The organism is Mycolicibacter sinensis, assembly GCF_001673565.1.
In the GTDB taxonomy this organism is placed as follows: Bacteria; Actinomycetota; Actinomycetes; order Mycobacteriales; family Mycobacteriaceae; genus Mycobacterium; species Mycobacterium sinense_C.
Genome location: NZ_LZMF01000143.1, coordinates 1 through 22,850, shown reverse-complemented (window position 1 = coordinate 22,850; position 22,850 = coordinate 1). Strand labels below are relative to the sequence as shown.

24 protein-coding genes are annotated in these 22,850 nt (G+C 68.9%); 4 read left to right on the top strand and 20 right to left on the bottom strand.

From position 1 onward, the window contains the following. The 9 genes from A5648_RS21200 to rplS all read right to left on the bottom strand — a co-directional run bounded on the left by A5648_RS21200 (nucleotide 1) and on the right by rplS (nucleotide 7,018). The gene (locus tag A5648_RS21200; protein WP_065026451.1) at nucleotides 1-858 is read right to left on the bottom strand and encodes a siderophore-interacting protein; all 858 of its coding nucleotides are present in this window, start codon (nucleotides 856-858) and stop codon (nucleotides 1-3) included. 40 nt (nucleotides 859-898) lie between these two features. After that, nucleotides 899-2,035, bottom strand: coding sequence for a DNA-processing protein DprA (gene dprA / locus A5648_RS21195; protein ID WP_065026450.1), 1,137 nt, complete (start codon nucleotides 2,033-2,035; stop codon nucleotides 899-901). Then, the gene (locus A5648_RS21190) at nucleotides 2,032-3,543 is read right to left on the bottom strand and encodes a YifB family Mg chelatase-like AAA ATPase (protein WP_065026449.1); all 1,512 of its coding nucleotides are present in this window, start codon (nucleotides 3,541-3,543) and stop codon (nucleotides 2,032-2,034) included. The genes dprA and A5648_RS21190 overlap by 4 nt, the downstream gene beginning before the upstream one ends. After that, nucleotides 3,543-3,911: a YraN family protein gene (locus tag A5648_RS21185; protein WP_065026448.1), complete on the bottom strand. Its 369-nt coding sequence runs from the start codon at nucleotides 3,909-3,911 to the stop codon at nucleotides 3,543-3,545. Before A5648_RS21185 ends, A5648_RS21190 begins: the two co-directional genes overlap by 1 nt. A 118-nt stretch (nucleotides 3,912-4,029) precedes the next feature. Next, on the bottom strand, nucleotides 4,030-4,695 hold the full coding sequence (locus tag A5648_RS21180; protein ID WP_065026447.1) for a GNAT family N-acetyltransferase: 666 nt from the start codon (nucleotides 4,693-4,695) through the stop codon (nucleotides 4,030-4,032). Between the two features lie 41 nt (nucleotides 4,696-4,736). Beyond that, entirely contained in the window at nucleotides 4,737-5,042 is a 306-nt protein-coding gene (locus tag A5648_RS21175; protein ID WP_012393608.1) for a DUF2469 domain-containing protein, read from the bottom strand. Next, nucleotides 5,039-5,746, bottom strand: a complete 708-nt coding sequence (locus A5648_RS21170) for a ribonuclease HII (RefSeq protein WP_065026446.1) — start codon at nucleotides 5,744-5,746, stop codon at nucleotides 5,039-5,041. Before A5648_RS21170 ends, A5648_RS21175 begins: the two co-directional genes overlap by 4 nt. A gap of 3 nt (nucleotides 5,747-5,749) precedes the next feature. Beyond that, nucleotides 5,750-6,604 (bottom strand): signal peptidase I, encoded by an 855-nt coding sequence (gene lepB, locus A5648_RS21165; protein ID WP_065026445.1) that lies wholly within the window; start codon nucleotides 6,602-6,604, stop codon nucleotides 5,750-5,752. 72 nt (nucleotides 6,605-6,676) lie between these two features. After that, on the bottom strand, nucleotides 6,677-7,018 hold the full coding sequence (rplS, locus tag A5648_RS21160; protein ID WP_019736221.1) for a 50S ribosomal protein L19: 342 nt from the start codon (nucleotides 7,016-7,018) through the stop codon (nucleotides 6,677-6,679). A 394-nt stretch (nucleotides 7,019-7,412) separates the two neighbouring features. Here rplS and A5648_RS21155 point away from each other — a divergent pair, with 394 nt between their 5' ends. After that, entirely contained in the window at nucleotides 7,413-8,309 is an 897-nt protein-coding gene (locus A5648_RS21155) for a hypothetical protein (RefSeq protein ID WP_065026444.1), read from the top strand. Nucleotides 8,310-8,335: 26 nt separating this feature from the next. Here A5648_RS21155 and trmD read toward each other — a convergent pair whose 3' ends face one another. From trmD to A5648_RS21130, 5 genes are all read right to left on the bottom strand, one after another. Continuing rightward, entirely contained in the window at nucleotides 8,336-9,025 is a 690-nt protein-coding gene (gene trmD / locus A5648_RS21150; RefSeq protein WP_065026443.1) for a tRNA (guanosine(37)-N1)-methyltransferase TrmD, read from the bottom strand. Continuing rightward, on the bottom strand, nucleotides 9,022-9,543 hold the full coding sequence (rimM, locus tag A5648_RS21145) for a ribosome maturation factor RimM (RefSeq protein ID WP_065026442.1): 522 nt from the start codon (nucleotides 9,541-9,543) through the stop codon (nucleotides 9,022-9,024). Before rimM ends, trmD begins: the two co-directional genes overlap by 4 nt. A gap of 11 nt (nucleotides 9,544-9,554) precedes the next feature. Then, the gene (locus tag A5648_RS21140) at nucleotides 9,555-9,797 is read right to left on the bottom strand and encodes an RNA-binding protein (RefSeq protein WP_019736217.1); all 243 of its coding nucleotides are present in this window, start codon (nucleotides 9,795-9,797) and stop codon (nucleotides 9,555-9,557) included. 8 nt (nucleotides 9,798-9,805) lie between these two features. After that, nucleotides 9,806-10,279 (bottom strand): 30S ribosomal protein S16, encoded by a 474-nt coding sequence (rpsP, locus tag A5648_RS21135; RefSeq protein ID WP_065026441.1) that lies wholly within the window; start codon nucleotides 10,277-10,279, stop codon nucleotides 9,806-9,808. Between the two features lie 168 nt (nucleotides 10,280-10,447). Further along, complete coding sequence (locus A5648_RS21130; RefSeq protein ID WP_065026440.1) at nucleotides 10,448-10,867, bottom strand: nuclear transport factor 2 family protein; 420 nt, start codon at nucleotides 10,865-10,867, stop codon at nucleotides 10,448-10,450. A 47-nt stretch (nucleotides 10,868-10,914) separates the two neighbouring features. Between A5648_RS21130 and A5648_RS21125 the strand changes: the two genes are divergently transcribed. Next, a complete protein-coding gene (locus A5648_RS21125) occupies nucleotides 10,915-11,787 on the top strand; it encodes a D-alanyl-D-alanine carboxypeptidase family protein (RefSeq protein WP_065026439.1) in 873 nt (290 codons plus the stop codon). Between the two features lie 11 nt (nucleotides 11,788-11,798). Here A5648_RS21125 and A5648_RS21120 read toward each other — a convergent pair whose 3' ends face one another. Together A5648_RS21120 and ffh are read right to left on the bottom strand one after the other, a co-directional pair. Continuing rightward, nucleotides 11,799-12,866 (bottom strand): amidohydrolase family protein, encoded by a 1,068-nt coding sequence (locus A5648_RS21120; protein ID WP_065026438.1) that lies wholly within the window; start codon nucleotides 12,864-12,866, stop codon nucleotides 11,799-11,801. A 1-nt stretch (nucleotide 12,867) separates the two neighbouring features. After that, complete coding sequence (ffh, locus tag A5648_RS21115; RefSeq protein WP_065026437.1) at nucleotides 12,868-14,424, bottom strand: signal recognition particle protein; 1,557 nt, start codon at nucleotides 14,422-14,424, stop codon at nucleotides 12,868-12,870. A 303-nt stretch (nucleotides 14,425-14,727) separates the two neighbouring features. Here ffh and A5648_RS21110 point away from each other — a divergent pair, with 303 nt between their 5' ends. After that, entirely contained in the window at nucleotides 14,728-15,561 is an 834-nt protein-coding gene (locus A5648_RS21110; protein ID WP_065026436.1) for a PE family protein, read from the top strand. A 26-nt stretch (nucleotides 15,562-15,587) separates the two neighbouring features. Beyond that, entirely contained in the window at nucleotides 15,588-16,763 is a 1,176-nt protein-coding gene (locus tag A5648_RS21105) for a PPE family protein (RefSeq protein WP_065026435.1), read from the top strand. 652 nt (nucleotides 16,764-17,415) lie between these two features. On the opposite strand, the gene A5648_RS21100 is transcribed toward A5648_RS21105, so the two are convergent. The 4 genes from A5648_RS21100 to A5648_RS21085 form a co-directional block, all read right to left on the bottom strand. Continuing rightward, nucleotides 17,416-19,818 (bottom strand): [protein-PII] uridylyltransferase, encoded by a 2,403-nt coding sequence (locus A5648_RS21100; RefSeq protein ID WP_065026434.1) that lies wholly within the window; start codon nucleotides 19,816-19,818, stop codon nucleotides 17,416-17,418. A 32-nt stretch (nucleotides 19,819-19,850) separates the two neighbouring features. Continuing rightward, the gene (locus A5648_RS21095; RefSeq protein ID WP_065026433.1) at nucleotides 19,851-20,189 is read right to left on the bottom strand and encodes a P-II family nitrogen regulator; all 339 of its coding nucleotides are present in this window, start codon (nucleotides 20,187-20,189) and stop codon (nucleotides 19,851-19,853) included. Continuing rightward, complete coding sequence (locus tag A5648_RS21090) at nucleotides 20,095-21,567, bottom strand: ammonium transporter (protein WP_082966623.1); 1,473 nt, start codon at nucleotides 21,565-21,567, stop codon at nucleotides 20,095-20,097. The genes A5648_RS21095 and A5648_RS21090 overlap by 95 nt, the downstream gene beginning before the upstream one ends. A gap of 160 nt (nucleotides 21,568-21,727) precedes the next feature. Further along, on the bottom strand, nucleotides 21,728-22,850 hold a 1,123-nt coding region (locus A5648_RS21085; RefSeq protein ID WP_065026432.1), incomplete at its 5' end, for a phytoene desaturase family protein.

Here is a 22,850-nt window from a genome sequence, read left to right as displayed (position 1 = left end):
CTAGCCCGCCGCAGCTTCTGCTGCTTCTTTGCTGGCGAGTTCCTTCTTCCACAGCCGGAACGTCTCTTCGGTGCGACCGCGCCGCCAGTACCCCGAGATCGAGGTCCACTTGGCCTCCACCTCGCGCTCCTTGCGGATGTAGGGCCGCAGGTTGTGCATGACGGCCTGCGCCTCGCCGTGGATGAACACCTGAACCTGGCCGGGCAGCCACAAGGTGGTGGTGACCGCCTCGACGAGCGGGGCGTTGTCGCCGGCCCGGTCCTGCCCGACCAGATCGGCACGTCCGCCGCGGTGCAGCCAGTTCAGCTGCACCCCCTGCGGAGCGGTCAGCGTGAGCTCGTCGTCCGGGCCGGCGACCTCGATGAACGCCTTGCCGACCGCGTCGGCCGGCAGTGCCTCCAGGGCGGCCGAGATCGCCGGCAGCGCGCTCTCGTCACCGGCCAGCAGATGCCAGTCGGCCGCGGGGTCGGGCGCGTACGCGCCGTTGGGGCCCATCAGATAGACGGCCTGGCCGGGCTGAGCGCCGGTGGCCCACGGGCCGACGACGCCGTGGTCGCCGTGCACCGAGACGTCGATGGCGATCTCCCGAGCGACCGGATCGGCGCGCCGCACCGTGAGAGTGCGGATCACCGGACGGTCCTCGTCCGGCAGGCCGTCGAAGCTGTCCAGCGTCAACGGCTGCGGCAGCGCGGCGACGTCGACGCCATGGCGCACAAAGACGACTTTGACGTAGGAGTCGGTGAATTCGCTCGGGCGGAAGGTGTCGTACCCGGTGCCACCCAACACCACCCGCACCATATGTTCCGAGAGTTGCTCGGTGCGAACCACTGCGAAGGTGTGAACCGGTCTTCCTGCCACGCTGCCTCCCCGTTTCGGCTGTTCCCGCCGACTATACGAGCTACCGTCTGCGCCGGACTATCGCCCAACTGCCGTTACGGCGCTCGACCAGACCCGCCACCTCCAGCATCGCCAACGGCCCGAACACCTGGGCCGGGGCCAGCCCGGATGCGATCGCTACCTGATCGACGGTCGCCGTGCCGCGGCCCGGCAGAGCTTCGTAGACCTGACGTTCGGCGGCGCTGAGTGGATCCAGCGGGGTTACCGGATGTGGCGGGACGGCGGCCAGCTCCCCTACCCGCCCGGCCAATTCGATCACCTCGTCGGGCCGGGTGACCAGTTCGGCGCCGGCGCGCAGCAACACGTGACAGCCGGCCGACGCCGCGCTGGTGACCGGCCCGGGGACCGCGGCCACCGGGCGGCCCAGCAGCCGCGCCCACGCTGCGGTGTTGGCCGCCCCGCTGCGCAGTCCGGCCTCGACCACGACGGTGGTGCCGGCCAGCGCCGCGACCAGCCGGTTGCGGGTCAGAAACCGGTGCCGGACCGGACGGACCCCGGGTGGATATTCGGTGACCAGCAGTCCGTTGCCGCCGATACGGTGCAGCAGCGCGGAATGGCCTGCCGGATAACTGATGTCGATGCCGCCGGCCAATACCGCCACCGTGGTGCCGTCGGCGGCGAGCGTGGCGCGGTGCGCCGCACCGTCGATGCCGTAGGCGCCGCCGGAGACCACCGCCACGTCGCGTTCGACCAGCCCGGCGGCCAGGTCCGCGGCCACCAGCTCGCCGTAGGCGGTCGCGGCCCGGGTCCCGACGATCGCGGTCGCGCGTTCGGCGATCTCATCCAGGCGGGCCGGGCCCACCGCCCAGAGCGCCAGCGGTGCACGGCAGTCCGGCTTTCGGGTGGCCGCGGTGCCGTCGAACGCGGCGAACGCCAGCAGCGGCCATTCGTCGTCATCGGGAGTGACCAGCCGGCCGCCGCGGCGGGCCAGTAACTCCAGATCCTCGGCGGCAGAGTCGATCTCGCGCCTGGCCTCGGTGTGCTTGGCCAGTTCCGGTTCGACGGCGCCGCACCGGATGCGTTCCGCCGCCTCGACCGGGCCGGCCCGCTCGACCAGCGCGGCCAGATCCGGGCGCGGCGGTTCGGCCACCCGGGACAGATACGCCCAGGCTCGCCGGGCGGCCGCCTCGGCGCTCACCGGGCCGCCCCCGGCTGGCGGAAGCTCAGGGCCGCGGCGACCTCGTCGAGGCCGGGCGAGTTCCGGCCCGCCAGGTCGCTCAACGTCCAGGCCACCCGCAGGGTGCGGTTGGCACCGCGGATCGAGAGCAGGCCGCGGTCCAGCGCGGTGCGCAGCGGGGCCATCGCCGCGCCGGAGAGCCGAAACTTGCGGCGCAGCAACGCGCCGCTGACCTCGGCGTTGGTGTGAAAGCCGTGCGGCCCCCAGCGGGTCGCCGCCGCGGTACGCGCATCTGCCACCCGGGCACGCACCGCGGCGGTCGACTCGCCGTCGGCGGCGGAGAACGCGCCGGCGCGCACCGGATGCATCTCCACCCGTAGGTCCACCCGGTCCAGCAGCGGCCCGGACAGCCGGCCGAGGTAGCGCCGCTTCTCCATCGACTTGCAGGTGCAGTCGCGCGGGTCGGCCGGTGCGCACGGGCAGGGGTTGGCCGCCATGACCAGCTGGAAGCGGGCCGGATAGCAGGCCACTCCATCGCGGCGGGCCAGCCGGATCTCGCCGTCCTCCAACGGTGTGCGCAACGCTTCCAGGGCGCTGACCCGGATCTCGGCGCACTCGTCGAGGAACAGCACTCCGCGGTGCGCGCGGCTCACCGCGCCCGGTCGGGCCATTCCGGAGCCGCCGCCGACCAACGCCGCCACGCTGGAGCTGTGGTGCGGTGCGATGAACGGTGGCCGGGTGATCAACGGCGCGCAACCGGATAACAGTCCGGCGACCGAGTGGATCGCGGTGACCTCCAGCGACTCACTTTCGGTCAGCGGCGGCAACAAACCCGGAAGGCGTTGCGCCAACATGGTTTTGCCGACACCGGGCGGACCGGTCAGGATCAGATGGTGTGATCCGGCCGCAGCCACCTCGACAGCGAACCGGGCTTGGGCCTGGCCGACCACCTCGGCCAGGTCCGCGGCCGGCTCAGTTACCGGAGCCACAGTGGTGATCCGTTCCTGCAGCCGTGCCGAGCCCTCCAGCCAGTCGTGCAGCCGGCGCAGCGTCGCCACCCCGAGGACCTCGATGCCGTCCACCAAACTGGCTTCGGCGAGGTTGTCCACCGGGACCACCGCACGTGCCCAGCCCTCGTTCTTAGCGGCCAGCACCGCCGGCAGCACCCCGTGCACCGGCCGCACCCGCCCGTCCAGCGCCAGCTCCCCCAGCAGCACCGTTTTCTCCAGCCGGGACCAGGGTGTGCCACGGTCCGCCGAAAGCACCGCGGCGGCCAGCGCCAGGTCATAGACCGACCCCATCTTCGGCAGCGTCGCCGGCGAGAGCGCCAGGGTCAGACGGGATTTCGGCCAATTCTGTTCGCTGTTGGTGATCGCCGCCCGCACCCGATCCCGCGACTCCTGTAAGGCGGCATCGGGCAGGCCCACCAGGTGCACGCCGGGCAGCCCCGAGGTGATGTCGGCCTCGATCTCCACGATGAGCCCGTCCAGGCCGCGCACCGCGACCGAGAAGGCCCGCCCCAGCGTCATCAGAGCACTCCCCGCAGGTGGGTGATCTCCGGCGTGCGGCACCGCCCGATCCGAACCCCGATCACATCCACCCGGACTTCGTCCCAGTGCGATTGCTGGCCGGCGAGCCACAATCCGGCCAGCCGGCGCACCCGGCGAACCTTCTCCGGCGGGACCGCGTACGCCAGCCCGCCGAACCCGTCACCGGTGCGGGTTTTCACCTCGACGAACACCACGGCGCGCGCTGCCGGATCGGCAGCTATCACGTCCAGTTCGCCGTACCGGCACCGCCAGTTGCGGGCCAGGACCGCCCACCCCTGCCCGAGCAGGTGGTCAACGGCCAGCTGTTCCCCAAGCGCCCCGAGCTCGGCGCGCGTCATGGTTGTCATGCCGGTCAGGTTCGGTCATCGCACCGACAGCGTCGAGCCGCGCCGCACCGAAAACGGCTGCAGCCCGGTCGGTTATCCCCAGCGGCGTCTTCATCCACAGCCGCTCAGGCAGCGGCAACTAGCCGGCGTGGGCGCCCGGTGCCCGAACCACCAGCGGCACACCGGGGAAGTACGCGGCCATCTCGGTGCGCGCACGGCGCAGCGCGGCGGTGCCGTAGCCCTTCTTGCGATGTTCGGGCTGGATCCAGATCCGCACGTTCACCTCGCCGCGGCTGAGGTCGCCGAAGACCATGCCGATCTTCTGCGCACCGTCGATGGCGACGAACAGCGCGGCGTCCTCGTCATCGACCCGGGACAGCGCGGAGCGGATCTCGTCGTCGAGAACGCCGGCCGGGGCGCCGGACCCGTCGCCGCTGGCGCCGACGTCGGTGGTGCGCAGCTCGAAGATGTCACGATCGGCCTCGCCGGCGAACGGGCGGAGCACCAGCGTCTCCCCGGAGCTGGCCGGGCGGTCGCCGAGGGTGAAGGTCAGCTCGTTATTGAGGTCGTCGAGTTCGGCGGCGATCCGGCTCCGGGAATCCTTGGTCAGCTGATCCAACGACATCCCGATCACCGCTTCGCAGCCCGCCGGTGAGGTGCCGAGCAGGTTCGCGATCGCCTGCACCGCCGACGCGCGGTCTTCGGCGTCCACGATCACGTCGAGTACCTCGTGGCGACGTTCCATGGCTTTGAGCAGGGCATCGGTGATCTCCCGACGGGAGACGGCACGGTCGACAGCGGTCATGTCAGTCAGCCTAGACCGAACCCGCCGGTGACGCTGGGGTGTTATTCGGGCAGCCGCAGCTCGGGCTTTTCGACCTCTTCGATGTTGACGTCTTTGAAGGTGACCACCCGTACCTGCTTGACGAACCGCGCCGGTCGGTACATGTCCCACACCCACGCGTCGGCCAAGCGCAGCTCGAAATACACCTCGCCGTCGGCGTTGCGCGGCACCATCTCCACGCTGTTGGCCAGATAGAACCGCCGCTCGGTCTCCACGACGTAACTGAACTGCCCCACGATGTCCTTGTATTCGCGGTACAGCGAGAGTTCCATCTCGGTTTCGTACTTTTCGAGATCTTCGGCACTCATCGGCTCAGCTGTCCTTCTGCTCGGTTCGTCTCCATTGTCCCTGTCGCCGCCGCGGCCAGCGCCGCCACGTTGCGCACGTTGATGAATGAGTAGCGGTGGTGACTGCTGGGCCCCAGCGCCGTCAGCGCCGCGGTGTGCGCGGCGGTGGAGTACCCCTTGTGCTCGGCGAAGCCGTAGCCGGGGTCGTCCAGCGCCGCCATGTACCGGTCGCGGGTGACTTTGGCCAGCACGCTCGCCGCGGCGATGCAGGCCGCCGCGCCGTCGCCGCCGACCACCGGCAGCGACGGCATCGGCAGTCCCGGTACCCGGAACCCGTCGGAGAGCACGTAACCCGGGCGCAGGGCCAGCCCGGCCACCGCGCGCCGCATGCCTTCGATGTTGGCCGCGTGCACGCCGCGCACGTCGACGTCGGCCGGTGCGATGAACACCACGTGGTAGGCCAGCGCGTGCCGGCGGATCACCGGGAACAGCTGTTCACGGGTCTTCTCGGTGAGCTTCTTGGAGTCGTCGAGCGCCGCCAGCGCGGCGGGCCGGCTCGGCCCGAGCACACAGGCGGCCACCACCAGCGGTCCGGCGCAGGCGCCGCGGCCCACCTCGTCGACCCCGGCCACGGGCCCCAGCCCACTGCGATATAGCGCCGACTCCAGGGTGCGCAGCCCCGGTGAGCGGCGGATCACCGTGCGCGGCGGCCAGGCCGGGGCCATCGCCTACGGCCCCTGCTGCGGGTTTATCGCTCTCACCGGCCCCCACCGCGACGGCGGCCAGGCGATGAACCGGGTCTTGCCGATCACATTGCTCACCGGCACGGTGCCGGCGTCGACGTTCTCGCCGGTGCACAGGGTCCGGCGCTGCAGATCGGGTTGGATGGCCACGGTGTCGCAGTGCGCGCGGGAGTCCGACGAGTGCGTGCGGTTGTCGCCCATCACCCACAGCCGGCCGTCCGGTACGGTCACCGGACCGAACTCGGGGCCCAGGCACGGGTAGACCATCGGGTCGACCATCAGGGTGGCCGGGTTCAAGTAGGGCTCGTCGAGTGTCTTGCCGTCGACGGTGAGGCCGGTGTCGTTGCGGCACTGCACGGTCTGGCCGCCGACCGCGATGACCCGCTTGACGAGATCGTTCTCGTCGGGCGGGACGAATCCGATGAAGGACAGGGCGTTCTGCACCCAGCGCACCGCGGTGGTGTCGGACCGGATCGACTTGTAGCCCACGTTCCACGACGGCGGGCCGCGGAAGACGACAACGTCGCCGGGGCGCGGGGCGCTGAACCGGTAGGTCACCTTGTCGACCATGATCCGGTCGCCGACGCAGCCGTGACAGCCGTGCAGCGTCGGTTCCATCGACTCCGACGGGATGAGGTAGGGGCGTGCGACGAACGTGAGCACCAGGTAGTACAGCACCAGCGCGATCGCCACCAGCACGACCGACTCGCGCAGCGTGGAGTGCTTGCGTTCCTCGGGCGCCTCGGCGGCGTCGGCCTCAGGGGCCTCGGCGGCCTCGGGGACCTCGGGCTGGTCGGCCTCGGGAGAGTTCTCGGGTGACGAGCCCGTGGTTTCGGTCACGAGATCAGGGTAGTGACCGCGTCGGCAGCGCCGAAGACCGACCGGAGGCTATCGCCCGAGCGGAGGCGCGGGTCAGCGCTTCTCCTTGATCTTGGCCTTCTTGCCGCGCAGTTCGCGCAGGTAGTACAGCTTGGCCCGGCGGACGTCACCGCGGACCACGACGTCGATGTGGTCGACGTTGGGCGAGTGCACCGGGAAGGTGCGCTCCACACCGACGCCGTAGCTCTCCTTGCGAACGGTGAAGGTCTCACGCACGCCGCCACCCTGCCGGCGGATGACCACGCCCTTGAACACCTGGATGCGCTCCTTGGTGCCCTCGATCACCTTCACGTGCACGTTGACCGTGTCGCCGGGGGCGAAGGCCGGGATGTCGTCGCGCAGCGACGCCTTGTCGACGATGTCCAGCGTGTTCATTGCGGAAACACTTCCTCGCGGGTCGCGGCTGCCGACCGGGCCGCACGCGGGTGCGCGTGCAGACGGTAACCGAGCCGATGGGTTCGGGCATATTGTCGCATCGTGCGGTTCGGCGAGCCGTCGGGCCCCCGCTGCAGAATCAACTGCCGGGCAACAACTGCTCAATTGTGCCAGACGCGGCGCAACCAGTGAAATCGTGCAAATCGCCGCTGGTCGCTCCCGCGGGAAGCGTCCGCATCGTGATAAGCCTGATGGGAAGGCGGACTGCGCGATCTGGGTGCGCTCGCGGTAACCTAACCGGCGGGCCGATGGCAGCACGTGTGGCGAGCCCGTAGATGTCGGCGTCTTACGCGACTAATACCTGTTGAGGAGGCCACCCGCCGTGCGGCCATCGATGCTAGTGCTGACCATCGTCATGGTGATCTCGACGGTGGTGTTCGGCTGCGACGAGAAGGTCTACGGCGCCGCCGCCCCGCGGCCCCCGCAGTACCGGGCGCCGGAGGTGGCGCCGGTGGCGACCGCGATCGAGGCGCCCCGCGCCCCCGCGATTCCCCCGGCCGCCGTGGTCGACGGGCTGGCGGCACGCATGCAGGAGGCGACCGAGGAAGCCGCCAAGGTCGGCGCCAACATCTCGGTGGCCGTGCTCGACCGGATCTCGCACCAACTGGTCACCAACGGCAACACCCGGTCGATCGCCACCGCCTCGGTGGCCAAGCTGTTCATCGCCGACGACCTGTTGATGCACCAGTCGGAGGCCGCCCTGTCGGCCGATGATCAGGCCGCCCTGGAAGTCATGCTGCGCGCCTCGGACGACGGGGCCGCCGAGACGTTCTGGAACTCCGGCGGCGGCAACGCGATCATCACCCGGGTGGCAAGCCGCTACGGCCTGGCCGGCACAGCGCCGCCGTCCAACGGCGCCTGGTGGAACACCATCAGCACCGCGCCGGACCTGGCGCGCTACTACGACATGCTGCTCAACGGCTCCGGTGGCCTGCCCGCGGACCGGGCCAACCTGATCGTCAACGACCTGGCGCAGTCCACCCCGACCGGCATCGACGGCTACCCGCAGCGGTTCGGGATTCCCGAGGGCCTGTACAACGAGCCGGTGGCCGTCAAGCAGGGCTGGATGTGCTGCATCGGCAACAACTGGATGCACCTGTCGACCGGCGTGGTCGGCGCGGACCGTCGCTACGTGGTGGTGATCGAGTCGCTGCAGCCCAGCGACGACGCCACCGCGCGCGCCACCATCACCCAGGCCGTCAAGACGATCTTCCCCGGCGGCCGGATCTAGCGGATCCCCGCCATCGGCCTGATTCGCTACTCCCCCAACAGGTCCGGGCGGCGCTTTCTGGTCCGCGCCACCGCGGCCTCATGGCGCCACGCGTCGATTCGCGCATGGTCGCCCGACAGCAGCACCTCCGGCACCTCCAGGCCACGCCAGCTCGGCGGCCGGGTGTAGCTCGGCCCCTCCAGCAGTCCGTCGCGATCCGGGGAATGCGAATCATCGTGGCGGGAGACCGGATTGCCCAGCACTCCGGGCATCAGCCGCAGCACCGCCTCGAGCATCACCAGCACCGCGGCCTCGCCGCCGGCCAGCACATAATCGCCGATCGAGACTTCTTCGACCCGCATCCGCCGGGCGGCGTCGTCGGCGACCCGCTGGTCGATGCCTTCATAACGGCCGCAGGCGAACACCAGATGCCGTTCCTGGCTCCACCGCTCGGCGGTGGCTTGGTCGAACAGCGTGCCCGCCGGCGTGGGTATGACCAGAACCGTGTGCTCCGAACAGATTTCGTCGAGCGCTTCGCCCCACACCGGTGCCTTCATCACCATCCCCGGCCCGCCGCCGTACGGGGTGTCGTCGACCGAGCGGTGTACGTCGCGGGTCCAGCGCCGCAGATCGTGTACGGCCAGCTCCACCAGCCCGGTCTGGATCGCCTTGCCCGGCAACGATTGCCGGATCGGGTCCAGGTAGTCCGGGAAGATGGTGACGACGTCGACCCTCACGGTGACAGGTCCAGCAGCCCGTCGGGCGGGTCGATGCACACCAGCTGCTCGGCCAGCGACACCGAGGTGACGATCGCGGACACGAACGGCACCAGCAGCTCACCGCCGCCGGTACGCCGGACCGACAGCAGCTCGCCCGCCCCGGTGTGCAGCACCTCGGTCACCGTGCCGAGGTCCTCGCCCGCCTCGGTGCGCACCCGCAGACCTTCCAACTGATGGTCGTAGTAGGTGTCGTCCTCATCGATCGGCGGCAGGTCTGCCGAGTCGATCACCAGCAGGCTGCCGCGCAGGGCGTCGGCCGCATCCCGGTCCGACACCCCGGCCAGGCGCACCAGCAACCGGGCACCATGCGGGCGCGCGGTTTCGACCACGTGATCGCGCGGCTGCTCGCCGCGCTTCTTGGCACACAGCACGGCACCGGGAGCGAAACGCTCTTCGGGGTCGTCGGTGCGGACATCGACAACGACCTCGCCGGTGATCCCGTGAGCTTTGACCACCCGCCCGACCGTCAGCTCCATGAGCCGGCCGGCTATCGGTCGGTGTCGACCACGTCCACGCGGATACCGCGTCCACCGATACCGGCGACGAGGGTGCGCAACGCGGTGGCGGTGCGACCGCCGCGACCGATGACCTTGCCCAGGTCATCGGGGTGGACGTGCACCTCCACGGTGCGGCCACGCCGGTTGGTCACCATGTCGACGCGAACGTCATCCGGGTTGTCGACGATGCCGCGCACCAAGTGCTCGACGGCATCTGCCACCACGGCACTCACGGCCGCACTCAGCTCTCGGTGGCCGGCTCGGCGGCCTCAGCAGCGGGAGCCTCGTCCTTGGCCTCGGCGGCTTCGCCCTTGGCCTTCTTGGCAGGTGCCTTCTTCTTCTTGGCCGTGGTCGCCTCGGTGGTCGGGCCACCCTCGGCCTCGGCCAGCGCGGCGTTGAACAGCTCCAGCTTGCTCGGCTTGGCCGGCTTGACCTTCAGCTTGCCCTCGGCACCGGGCAGGCCCTTGAACTTCTGCCAGTCACCGGTGATCTTCAGCAGCTTGAGCACCGGCTCGGTGGGCTGAGCCCCGACCGACAGCCAGTACTGGGCGCGCTCCGAGTCGATCTCGATCAGGCTCGGCTCTTCCTTGGGGTGGTAGCGGCCGATGACCTCGATGGACCGGCCGTCCCGGCGGGTGCGCGCGTCGGCGACCGCGATGCGGTACTGCGGGTTGCGGATCTTGCCGAGCCGGGTCAGCTTGATTTTGACAGCCATGAATCACTCCTGAGTAGCACGCTGCAATTCAGCGATGCGGGCGGATTTGCCCCCATCCGGTTTTGCCTCGCGTGTTGCGCCGTGACGCCGCACGCCCTGATAAGGGCACGGTCACACGACGGACAGCCGCCCATTGTGCCAGAACCGGCCCGCTGCGCAGAAATCGCCCTACGGCAGCTTCTCGAAGCACTTGGTCTCGACGCGGCGGGTCATCCGCCAGCCGTCGGCGGTGCGGACGAACGCGTCGTCGTACCACAGGCCCAGCAGCATGGTTGCCGGCTTCTCCCCACCGAACACCATCGGGTTGAAGCAGAAGGTACGCGCGGTGGCCGTGTCGCCGTCGACCCGGATCGACGGCAGGCCCAGCATGTGGGCGTAGCCGGCGAAATTCGGCAGCACCTCCGCCAGCCACGCCTTCACCTGGGGATAGTGCCCCTCGATACCGCCCATCGCGCGGTAGTCGATGTAGGCATCGTCGGTGAAAACGGCGTCGAGGTCGTCGAAGGTGCGGGTATCGATGGCGGTGGAGTAGTCGACCAGCAGCTGCTGGATCTGCCACCGGTCCGACATTTCGGCCTGGCTCAGCATTCCTTGATTCAACACTGCAGTGGTAGGGGGCGGTAGGCTGACCCGCCATGCGGAAACTTCTGGCCGCAATCGCGGCTGTGCTGACCGTGCTCGCCACCACCGCCGTGACCGCCTCCGCCGATGTCGCCCAGCCACTGGGCTCCGCACCGGTTCCGGCCGGCCCCGCGCCGAACTGGCTCATCGCCGACCTGGACTCCGGGCAGGTGCTCGCCGAGCAGAACGGGTACGCCGTCACCCCGCCGGCCAGCACGATCAAGGTGCTGCTCGCGCTGGTGGTGCTCGATGAGCTCAACCTCGATGACACCGTGGTCGCCACCCCGGCCGACACCGCGGTGGAGTGCAACTGCGTCGGGCTCAAGCCGGGCCGCGGCTACACCGCGCGTCAGTTGCTCGAAGGCCTGCTACTGGTGTCGGGCAATGACGCCGCAAATGCTCTCGCGGACATGCTCGGCGGGCCCGAGGTGACCGTGGCGAAGATGAACGCCAAGGCGGCCGCGGTCGGCGCGACCAACACCCACGCCAGCACGCCGTCCGGCCTGGACGGCCCCGGCGGCCCTGGCGCCAGCACACCACACGACCTGGCGGCGATCTTCCGGGCGGCGATGGCCAACCCGGTGTTCGCGCAGATCACCGCGCAGCCGTCGGCGATGTTTCCCACCGAGACCGGCGAGCGCCCGATCGTCAACATGAACGAGCTGCTGGCCCGGTATCCGGGCGCGTTCGGCGGCAAGACCGGATTCACCGATGCGGCCCGCAAGACCTATGTCGGCGCGGCGGCCCGCGACGGCCGGCGGCTGGTGGTCGCGATGATGTACGGGCTGATCCACGAGGGTGGTCCGACCTACTGGGATCAGGCCTCCGCGCTGCTGGACTGGGGTTTCGCGCAGGGCCCGATGTCCGGCGGCGTCGGCAGCCTGTAGGCCGGCGCGACTCAGTACACCCGCCCGCGCAGCATCACCAGATCCGGCCGGCCCAGTACCGCCGGCCCGCGGCGCGGGTCCTCGGTGAAGCAGAGCAGGTCGGCCGGGACGCCGTGTTCCAGTCCCGGGACACCCAGCCAGCGCCGGGCATCCCAGCAGGCCGCACCAAGCGCCTCGGTGGCACTGAGGCCCACCCCCGTCAGGGCGTGCACCTCGTCGGCGATCCGGCCGTGGGCGACCATGCCGCCGGCGTCGGTGCCGGCATAGATCGGCACCCCGGCCTCTCGGGCGGCGCCGATCCGCTCCCGACAGCTCGCGTGCAGCGCCCGCATGTGCGCGGCGTAGGTCGGGTACTTGGCCGCCGAATCGGCGATCCCGGGGAAGTTCTCGATATTGATCAACGTCGGCACCAGAGCGGTGCCATGGGCCAGCATCAGCGCGATGATGTCGTCGGTGATGCCGGTGCCGTGCTCGATGCAGTCGATGCCGGCGTTGATCAGGCCGGGCAGGGCATCCTCGCCGAAGACGTGCGCGGTGACCCGGGCGCCGTTGGCGTGAGCAGCCTCAATGGCCGCGGCGAGCACCTCGTCGGACCACAGCGGCGCCAGGTCGCCGATCCCCCGATCGATCCAGTCCCCGACCAGCTTCACCCAGCCATCGCCCCGACGGGCTTGGGCCGCAACGGCTTCCGGCAACTTGCTCTCGTCGTCAATGTCGAGGCCCAGCCCGGGGATGTAGCGCTTGGTGCGGGCCAGGTGCTGCCCGGCGCGGATGATGCGCGGCAAGTCGGCGCGGTCGTCGAAGGCGCGGGTGTCGATCGGTGAGCCGGCATCGCGGATCAGCAGCACCCCGGCGCGACGCTCGGTTTCGGCCTGGCGCAACGCCTCCTCGGCGTCGACCGGGCCGCCGGGCCCGATCCCGATGTGGCAGTGCGCGTCGACCAGGCCCGGGATGATCCAGCCGTCGGAGAACACCGTCTCGGCGTCGTCGACCGGCTCGAGGCTGACCGCGCCGTCGACGATCCAGTACTCGACCGGTTCGTCATCGGGCAGCCCGCGGCCGCGAACGTGCACCGCCAAATTACTTCTGGCCCGGGAAGTTCAGCTTGGACAGGTCGAAATCGGCCAGCCCCGGCGGCAGCTCGTTGAGCCCCTCGGGCATCTGCGACAGGTCGGGGAAACCGGCCGGCATGGCACCGAACGGGTTGCGCGCCTTGGGCGGGGTGGGCCCCCGCTTCTTGCCGCCCTTCTTGCCCGCCTTGCCCTTTGCCTTACGGGTACTGCTCTTGCGGCCCATGCCGGGCAGGCCCATGCCGCCCATCATCGACGACATCATCTTGCGGGCCTCGAAGAACCGGTCGACGAGCTGGTTGACCTCGGACACCGCAACCCCCGACCCGTTGGCGATACGCAGCCGGCGGGAGGCGTTGATGATCTTCGGGTCGGCCCGCTCGGCGGGAGTCATGCCGCGGATGATGGCCTGCAGCCGGTCGAGTTGGCTGTCGTCGACGGCGGCCAGCGCGTCCTTCATCTGGCCCGCGCCCGGCAGCATGCCCAGCAGGTTGCCGATCGGGCCCATCTTGCGGATCGCCAGCATCTGCTCGAGGAAGTCCTCCAGGGTGAGCTCGCCGGTCCCGATCTTGGCGGCGGCCTCCTCGGCCTTCTGGGCGTCGAAGACCTGCTCGGCCTGCTCGATCAGGCTCAGCACGTCGCCCATGCCCAAGATGCGACTGGCCATCCGGTCGGGGTGGAAGACGTCGAAGTCCTCCAGCTTCTCCCCGGTGGAAGCGAACAGGATCGGCGCGCCGGTGACTTCACGCACCGACAGCGCCGCACCACCGCGGGCGTCACCGTCGAGCTTGGTCAGCACCACACCGGTGAAACCGACACCCTCGCGGAAGGCGTCGGCGGTCGTGACGGCGTCCTGGCCGATCATCGCGTCCAGCACGAACAGCACTTCGTCGGGCTGGACGGCATCGCGGATGGCGGCGGCCTGGGCCATCATCTCCTCGTCGATGCCGAGGCGACCGGCGGTGTCGACGACGACGACGTCGAAGTGCTTGGCCTTGGCTTCGGCCAGGCCCGCGGCGGCGACGGAGACCGGGTCACCGGGGCCGATCTGCGCCTCGTGCGCCTGGGCGGAGGTACCGGGATGCGGCGCGAACACGGCGACCCCGGCGCGTTCGCCGACGACCTGCAGCTGGTTGACCGCGCCCGGGCGCTGCAGATCGCAGGCCACCAGCAGCGGGGTGTGGCCCTGGCCCCGCAACCAGGTCGCCAGTTTGCCGGCCAGGGTGGTCTTGCCCGCACCCTGCAGACCGGCCAGCATGATCACCGTCGGCGGGGTCTTGGCGAAGGTGAGCGTGCGGGTCTGCCCGCCGAGGATGCCGATGAGCTCCTCGTTGACGATCTTGACGACCTGCTGGGCCGGGTTGAGGGCACCGGAGACCTCAGCGCCCTTGGCCCGGTCCTTGATCCGGCCGATGAACTCCCGCACCACCGGCAGCGATACGTCGGCTTCCAGCAGCGCCAGCCGGATCTCCCGGGCGGTGGCGTCGATGTCGGCGTCGGTGAGACGACCCTTGCTGCGCAGGCCCTGAAGAGCACCGGTCAACCGGTCGGACAATGATTCGAACACGCAGCCAGCCTAAAGGGTGTCGGCCAACTGGGCGCGGTCGAGGCGGTGGCGGCAGTCGGACCTGGCGATAATGTAACTGCGAAGTTAGAAATATCGCACAGTTAATGCGACGAATCGTGGCGATTAATGCAATGTTTCATGGCACTCACGGACCATTGGCTGCGTTAATACTTCTGTATGCAGCCGCTAACAGAATGTTACGCCTCTTCCAACCACCCGAATTCGTGAAATTCTCAGCGTGCGGGTGGCACCAAACACCGCGGATCACTCGACGGTCGGGCCCGCAATTTGGGAGGAGAACGCATGTCATTTGTGAAAGCGGCGCCCGAAGCCATGACGTCAGCCGCGGGACAACTCCAAGGTATCGGCGAAGTCCTCGTCGCACAGAGCGCCTCGGCGCGAATCCCCACCACCGCCATCGCCCCGGCCGGTACGGACCCGGTTTCGCAACTACAAGCCGCCCTCTTTGCGACCTATGGCAGCCTCTACCAGTCGATCAGCGACCAGGCGGCGGTCGTTCACCAGCAGCTTGTGCGGGCCCTCGGGCAGAACGCCGTCATGTACTCCGCCGCCGAGGCGACCAACCAATCCACGACATCGCTGGACGCGGCGATCCAAGGGTTCTTGACCGACGTCCTCGGTGTCCCGACCAGCGGCAGTTCTTCGCTGTTGTCCGGAAACGCCGCCAACATCGGCAACATCGGGATGGGCAACTGGGCCTCAGCCGGCTCGGCCCTGCTCGGCCTGGCCGGTGGCGGCCTTCTCGACCTTCCCGAAGAGGTCGCCGCCGATGCCGGCGGATTGACCGGGTTGGACCAGGCCATGCTGGCCGGGATGGCGGGACCGATCGCGACGGCCGGCATGGGCGCGACACCGATGGCAGCTGGAGTCGCGCCGGCCACCGCAATGGGCGCCGCAACCGCGCCGGGTTGGGCCGGGGACGGTGTGGCGGCCGCGGCCGCCACTCCGGCTCGCCTGGCGGCCGCGAGCGTGGCTGTCCCGCAAACCGCGCCAACCATGGCAGCCGTGCCGGCCGCCCTGCCGTCAGCAGCATCGGGCGACCGTGGCGTCGGAAGATTCGGCGTACCGCGCTACGGCACCAAGCCCACCGTCGTTCCCAAGCAGCGCGCCGTCTAGTCCAGCCGACGAGATGGGATACCAGCATGTCTTTCGATTTCGGAGCATTGCCGCCGGAGATCGTGTCGGCATGGATGTACAGCGGAGCCCGTTCCGGACCGCTGGTGTCAGCCGCCTCGGCGTGGAGCAGCCTGGCCGCCGAGCTGGAAACTTCGGCAACGTCCGCCCAGTCGGTGATCTCGGAGCTGACCGACGAACTGTGGACGGGGCCGGCGGCGGCGGCGATGGCCACCGCAGTAGCGCCTTATCTGGCGTGGCTGAACACCACCTCCGCTGCCGCCCACCACGCCAGTTCGCAGGCGATGGCGTCGGCGGCAGCCTTCGAGGCCGCCCACGCGGCGACGGTGCCCCCGCCTGTGATCGTTGCCAATCGGGCCCAGCTGGCAGCACTCGTCGCGTCGAATCTGCTCGGGCAGAACACCCCGGCGATCCTGGCCACCGAGGCCCACTACATGCAGATGTGGGCGCAGGACACCCTGGCCATGTTCGGCTACAGCACATCGTCGGCCAGCGCAGCTGAGTTGTCGCCGATGTCTCCGGCGCCGCAGCCCACCAATCCCGCGGCGGTCGCCGGCGCCAGTGCAGCCGGCGGGCTACAGCAGGAGCTGGCCCACGCCCTCACGACCCTGCAGGGGGCGCTACAGACGGTCACCTCACCGCTGGCATCGTCAACATCGGCGGCCATGCCCCTCGGCAACGCCGTCGACCTCTTTCTCGGCACCCCATTGTTCTCGAATGCCATTAACGGAGGCGTGAACACTGCGGCTTGGTTTGTATGTACCGCGATCCCGTCGGCGGTGTCGCTGGGCCACACCCTGGCCTTGGCGGGCCCGGCCAGCCTGGCTTCCGACGTTGTCGGCGCCGAAGGTCTCGCAGCCGGTTTGAGCCCAGCGGTGCTGGCCGGCATGGCGCAACCGGCCGGGGCGATGGCTTCCGGCGCGGCGCCGGTGGTGGCGGGACTGGGCCAAGCGGCCACGATCGGCGAGGTGTCCGTCCCGGCTTCTTGGTCGGCAGCGGCGGGAACGCAAGTCGCGGCATCGACAGGCTCGGGCTGGACCGCTGCCGCCGAAGAGGCTGCGCCGATGCATGCCGTGCCGGCCGGGATCGGGTCAGCGGGCTCAGCCGGACGCTCCGGGTCCGGTTCAGGTCTGCCCCGCTACGGCGTCAAGCCGACAGTGATGCCCAAACAAGTGTTCGTGTGACAGCTGCCGGAGCGGCCCCTTGGTCTCTGGTCACTGCGGGGGCTTTCCCGTCCATCTGCGGCTCAGGGGTACGGGCCGGCGGACGCCGATGCCCCGGACAGGTTCGGTAGCGGATGCAGCCACAGTTGAGGCCGATGATGCATGCCTCGGGACCAACAGGACCTGCGCTCGGCGCTGACAGCACCCGACTGGGCGACTCAGTCGCCGCGCTCGCCGGCCCGGTCAGAAACGCGGGGGCACCGCTGAACCCGACCGCCAAGGCCACGCCGACAGCACCCAACCGCGCGCACGTCATCGTGCTGCAAAGCCTCATCACCACGTCCTGATGTTTCGTCCGTGTTTCGCCCTGCTCACACGCTACGCGGCATTCCTGGCAGCTCTCTGACTGCCAGCGGCTCACTCACCGAGCGGCCTGCCGCGGTCGCCGGCAGCCCATTTCGCGAGAATGCAACTATCCAATCGCTTATTGGATCAATTCGCCGGGATCCTGCCCGAGATACAACAAGCCCTGGAACCAGATCTTTTTCGCGAGCGCCAATTAACGCGAGCGCCAATTAATCGGCACACACTCGAATTACCGATGAACTCCACGCCTACTCGGGAACAGGAAAACGGCGGCCCGCGGCCTGAATAATGGCCGAAACGTACTGAGTCAATCCAATGCGGTGAGCAGATGCTTCTCGATCACCGTTCGATTTACCGGCGCAGGCAGGACGACACAGAACACGTCGTCTGCCGTCGACCCCCTCGTGGTGACCTTTGCCCACACGACATCGGCGCCGGCCCGTTCCAGCGCCGCCGCCAGCCGTGCCAGGAGGCCGGGGCGATCCGCAGCACGGACTTCGATGATCGGCCGGCCGGGCGTGCTGTCAAACCACAAGATTCGAGGCGGGGCCGCCGGACCGCTCACCGGCACCCCTGCGGGAACCTCACCGTAGGTGATCCGGTGCGATTCGTCGTGGCGTCGCTGCAACCCGGCGTGGACGTCGATACCGTCCGCGAGCGCCAGGCGGAACTGCTCACCGACGAGCTGGGCAACCGGCGGTGAGCCGAAGTGCGGAGACACCACGAACTCGGTGATCGCCGCCCCATGCCGAACATTGACCGTCGCGGCGTGCACCCGCAACGAATTCATCGCCAACACCCCCGCAGCCTTCGACAGCAGACCGCGCTGCGCGGGGGCGATCATGACCGCGCGGTAGCCGCGTCCGCCGGCGTCGCGGCGCAGGTCCACGTGTACGTCACCCGCTTTCGCCAGCAAGACGTACTCGGCGTCGATCGGGTCGGCCTGCGGTAGCGGCTCACCGGCCATGACGAGGCGGCAGCGCCGAACCAGGTCGGCGACCAGCGTTGCCTTCCAACCGTTCCATGTCTCCGGACCGGTTGCCAGCGCGTCGACCTCGGTCAACGCGTGCAGCACCTCGAGCGTCACCACGTCTCCGCCCAGCGCCGCCGCAACACCCGCGATGACGTCCGGATCATTGAGGTCGTGCCGGGTGACGACCTTCGACAGCAGCAAGTGGTGCGTCACCAAAGTGGAGAGCATCGTGACATCACTGGGCCACAGACCCAGCCGAGTACCGATCCGGGCCACCAGCTCAGCCCCGACCAGGCTGTGATCGCCACTGCGGCCTTTGCCGATGTCGTGCAGCAAGGCCGCGAGGACCAGCAGGTCGGGCCGCGCCACCTGGGTTGTGAACGCCTGAGCCCGGACCGCGGTCTCGATGAGATGTCGGTCGACGGTCCAGATGTGGACAGGGTCGCGGGGCGGCAGATCGCGGACAATCGCCCATTCCGGGAACAGCCGACCCCACAGCCCACTGCGATCCAGCGCTTCGATGGTTGTCACGGTTGCCGGGCCGGCGGCCAATACCACCAAAAGATCATCGAGAGCCTCCCGAGGCCACGGCTCCGGCAGCTCGGGCGGATCGCGGGCCAGGCGGCTCAATGCGGCTGACGCGATGGGCAATCCGGTGCGGGCAGACGCGGCCGCCACCCGCAACACCAGACCGGGATCGCGCTGCGGCCGGGCGTCGCGGGCCAGTACCACCTCTCCGGCGAATGCGACCACCCCGTCATCCAGCGGTCGCCGTAGCCGTGGCCGCACCGCTGCGATTCCGCGTCTCGGCAGTGCATTGGCAGCGATTCGCAGACCCGCGTCAACGCGATAACTGATGGTGCGAGCCGCATCCGACAGGCTGCGCGCCAATTCATACCGGTCGCCGATGTGCAACGCAGCACCGATCTCGTCGGCGTATTGGGCCATCAGCAGCTCGTGCCCGCGCCCGGAGACTCGATGCAACTCGGTACGGACGTCAAGCAGCCGGACGTAGGACGCATCGACCGAACCACCTGCGATCTCCGAACTGCAGACAGTCGCACGGTCCGCGAGTTGAGCGATCGCCAATGCGTTGAGCAACTGCACATCGCGCGACCCTCCGCGTCCGCATTTCAAGTCGGGCTCGACGCGATGCGCGATTTCGCCGCTACGCCGCCACCTCGCGTGCGTCGTTTCGACGAGTTCACCGTAGCGAGAACCGATTCCGTACCGCCACCGGTGGCGTACCTCGCGGATCAGTTGCGTCGAGAGCCACTCATCTCCGGCGATATGGCGCGCATCCAGCATGCCCAGGTTCGCAAGCAGATCAGCCCCGGCGACCTCGATAGCCTCGGCTACGGTACGCACGCTGTGGTCAAGGCGAACTCCTGCGTCCCACAGCGGATACCACAACAGCGCCGCAACCTTTTCGACTGCCTCGGCTGATTTGCCGTCGTGCAGTAGCAACAGGTCCAAGTCTGAGTGGGCTAGCAACTCGCACCGGCCCAGTGAACCGGTCGCCACGATTGCGAATCCGCTGTCTGCCACGATGCCGATCTCCGCCGCCTTCGCGGTCAACCAGCACTCGTGCAGCCGTCGCCACTCATCCCGCAGTCCAGCCGAATCCAGCCGGTCCGCGCTCTCTGAGCGAAGCGCTGCCCGTGCCCGCGCCAAATCAGTGGTCGTGCGGAAAGATCGCACTGACCGTGTTGCGGGCTGCCCTTCGCGTTGCGCCATCGCGGCCCACCGAGGTCAACTCGGGTCAGATCTCATAGGGCATCTGCTCCACGCTCACCGGTGCGGACCCGCATCACGGTTTCCACCGGGCTCACCCACACCTTGCCGTCGCCGATCTTTCCGGTGCGTGCCGCGCGCGCGATGATGTCCAGAATCTGTTCTACCGCAGCGTCCTCAACCAGGACCTCAACCCGTAACTTCGGCACGAAATCAACCGAATACTCCGCCCCCCGATAGACCTCGGTGTGGCCTTTCTGCCGCCCATAACCCCGAACTTCACTGACCGTTATGCCCTGCAGCCCCGCCTGTTCCAAGCCGGTCCTGATGCCGTCCAACGTGAAGGGCTTCACGATCGCGGTAATCAGCTTCATATTCACTTCTCTCCTCGGCGGAATGGACAGGACCCGGGCTGCCGCCGACCGCGAAGTCGTAGCCGCTTTCAGCATGTAGCGCTTCGTCGATGCCCGAGGCCTCAGCTTCCGCGCCCAGACGCAGTCCGATGGTGTATTTGACGATCCATGCCACGGCAGCCGTGCCCACCGCCGAATAGGCCGCAACGCTGCCCGCGCCGATGATCTGGCGCCACAACTGCTGCGTACCGCCGCCGTAGAGCAAGCCCGGAGATACGCCGGCACCACCGGCGATCGCAGCGGTCGCGGGCGCCGCCAAGAGACCCACCAGCACGGTACCGACGAACCCGCCGACCAGGTGTACGCCGACGACATCAAGCGAATCATCCAGGCCGAAACGGTATTTCAAGCCCACTGCCAAGGCGCAGGCGACGCCGGCAACGGCACCGATGGCCAGGGCGCCGACAACGTTTACCGAGGCGCACGACGGGGTGATGGCAACCAAACCGGCCACAATCCCCGACGCCGCACCCAGCGAGGTGGCATGCCCGTCTCGGATTCGCTCGGCCAACAGCCAACCGAGCATTGCCGCGGCGGCTGCCACCGTGGTGGTGATGAATGTCGACCCCGCGACACCGTTCGCGCTGACCGCCGACCCCGCATTGAACCCATACCAGCCGAACCACAGCATGGCCGCGCCGAGCATCACCAACGGGAGATTGTGCGGACGCATCGCCGCCGGCCAGCCGCTGCGCCTACCCAGAATGACCGCCAGTACCAACGCGGCGGTGCCGGCGTTGATATGCACCGCAGTGCCGCCGGCGAAGTCGATCGCATGCAGCTTGTTGGCGATCCAGCCACCGTGGGCCGCCGCCGCTCCGTCGAACGCGAACACCCAGTGCGCGACCGGAAAGTACACCACACTCACCCACAGAGCGGCGAACAGCAGCCAGCTTCCGAACCTCAACCGATCGGCAACCGCCCCGGAGATCAACGCCACCGTGATGATCGCGAACATCAACTGAAACGCGACAAAAACGTTCTGCGGCACGGTACCGACGACCGGAATCTCAACCGCCGAGCTGGTGCCGCCCGAACCGGCGGGCGCCGCATTGACACCGATTAGTCCCTTCAGGCCCCAGTAATCGGTAGGGCGGCCAAGCACATTGCCCACGTCCTCACCGAAGGCCAGCGAATACCCGTAGAGCACCCACAACACGGTCACCACACCCATGGCACTGACGCTCATCATGATCATGTTCAGCACACTTTTGACGCGCACCATCCCGCCGTAGAAGAACGCCAGACCGGGTGTCATCAGTAGCACCAGCGCGGCGCTCATCAGCATCCAGGCGGTATCGCCGGTGTCCGGCACCCCCAAAATCGGAAAACGATCCAAGTGTCCAGACCTCCTCGCCGACCCAGCTGCGCGATATGTAGATCAAGTTGGTCAAACAATGCGTAGTGGTTGTTTCGGCTGCAGCGCCGCGCTGTTGCGGACATGTCACAACCTGCTCACACCGCCGGGCTGCAATTCGGGCCGCGACAGCCGGATTCGGCTACAGATGGCGCAGTGCCAGGCGCGCGGCGTTGGCGCCGCACATGCCGTGCGCGCCTGGCCCCGGTGGGGTCGCCGCCGAGCAGATATAGGTGCCGGGAATTCCGGTGCTGTACGGCGAGAGTGTGACGCGCGGGCCAAAGGCCAACTGGCGAACATCTTTTGCGCCGGTCATGATGTCACCGCCGACGAAATTGGGGTTGTAGACCGCCATCTCGCCGGTGCTGCGCACGGCCTGACCGACGACGCGGTCACGGAAACCCGGGGCGAACCGCTCGATCTGGGCGATGATCGCCGCGGTGGCGTCCCCGGTGTAGCCGTGGGGCACGTGGGCGTAGGTCCACACCGGGTGCACATCGCCGACAGATCGCTGCGGGTCGGCCAGGTACTGCTGACCGACCAGGACGAACGGCCGCTCGGGCATGCGTCCGGCGTGGACGTCGCGTTCGGTGGCGGCCAGCTCGCGGTGCGTGCCGGCCAGGTGCACGGTGCCGGCCAGCCGGGCATCGTGGTTGGTCCACGGCACCCCGCCTTCGAGGGCGAAGTCGACTTTGAAGGCCCCCGGCCCCCGGCGGAACCGCCGGTAGGCCCGCGCCACCCGGCTCGGCAACCGGTCGCCGAGGATCTGCGCGACGGCGTCGGGGGCCAGGTCGAACAGCGTCACGTCGGCGGGCGGCAGCTGCGATGCCGAAGCCACCCGCACGCCGGTTTCGATGGTGCCGCCCAGTTCGATCAGCGCGGCGGCCATCGCGTCGGCGATCGCCTGCGATCCCCCCGCGGCCACGGCCCAGCCGTGCCGGTGGCCCGCGGTGAGGATGCCCAGCCCGATCGCCGAGGTCATCGGATAGTGCAGCGGCCGAAACGCGTGCGCGGCCACGCCGAGAAACAGCGCCCGTGCCTGCGGGGTACGAAACCAGCGGGCCAGCGCCGAGGCGGGCAGTGTCGTGGGGGCACCGAAGCGGGCCAGGGTCAGCGGGTGGTGCGGCAACCGCAGCAGCGGGCCCATGATGTCCTCGTTGAGCGCATCGAACCGAGCGACCGGACCGTCGAACAGACGTCGCCAGCGGCCGCCGTCGCGGCCCAGGCCGGCCGCGGTCTGCTCGACCGAGCGGTACAGCACCCCG

Coding starts and splice junctions, on each gene's coding strand:
- A5648_RS21175 (WP_012393608.1), bottom strand. CDS start 5,042: ATGAGTGCCGAAGATCTCGAAAAGTACGAAACCGAGATGGAACTCTCG.
- A5648_RS21095 (WP_065026433.1), bottom strand. CDS start 20,189: ATGAAGCTGATTACCGCGATCGTGAAGCCCTTCACGTTGGACGGCATC.
- A5648_RS21105 (WP_065026435.1), top strand. CDS start 15,588: ATGTCTTTCGATTTCGGAGCATTGCCGCCGGAGATCGTGTCGGCATGG.
- A5648_RS21155 (WP_065026444.1), top strand. CDS start 7,413: ATGCTAGTGCTGACCATCGTCATGGTGATCTCGACGGTGGTGTTCGGC.
- rimM (WP_065026442.1), bottom strand. CDS start 9,543: ATGGAGCTGACGGTCGGGCGGGTGGTCAAAGCTCACGGGATCACCGGC.
- A5648_RS21125 (WP_065026439.1), top strand. CDS start 10,915: ATGCGGAAACTTCTGGCCGCAATCGCGGCTGTGCTGACCGTGCTCGCC.
- A5648_RS21110 (WP_065026436.1), top strand. CDS start 14,728: ATGTCATTTGTGAAAGCGGCGCCCGAAGCCATGACGTCAGCCGCGGGA.
- rplS (WP_019736221.1), bottom strand. CDS start 7,018: ATGAACACGCTGGACATCGTCGACAAGGCGTCGCTGCGCGACGACATC.
- A5648_RS21170 (WP_065026446.1), bottom strand. CDS start 5,746: ATGGCCCCGGCCTGGCCGCCGCGCACGGTGATCCGCCGCTCACCGGGG.
- A5648_RS21180 (WP_065026447.1), bottom strand. CDS start 4,695: ATGACCGCTGTCGACCGTGCCGTCTCCCGTCGGGAGATCACCGATGCC.
- rpsP (WP_065026441.1), bottom strand. CDS start 10,279: ATGGCTGTCAAAATCAAGCTGACCCGGCTCGGCAAGATCCGCAACCCG.
- A5648_RS21100 (WP_065026434.1), bottom strand. CDS start 19,818: ATGGCGCAACGCGAAGGGCAGCCCGCAACACGGTCAGTGCGATCTTTC.
- A5648_RS21130 (WP_065026440.1), bottom strand. CDS start 10,867: ATGCTGAGCCAGGCCGAAATGTCGGACCGGTGGCAGATCCAGCAGCTG.
- A5648_RS21185 (WP_065026448.1), bottom strand. CDS start 3,911: ATGACAACCATGACGCGCGCCGAGCTCGGGGCGCTTGGGGAACAGCTG.
- A5648_RS21190 (WP_065026449.1), bottom strand. CDS start 3,543: ATGACGCTGGGGCGGGCCTTCTCGGTCGCGGTGCGCGGCCTGGACGGG.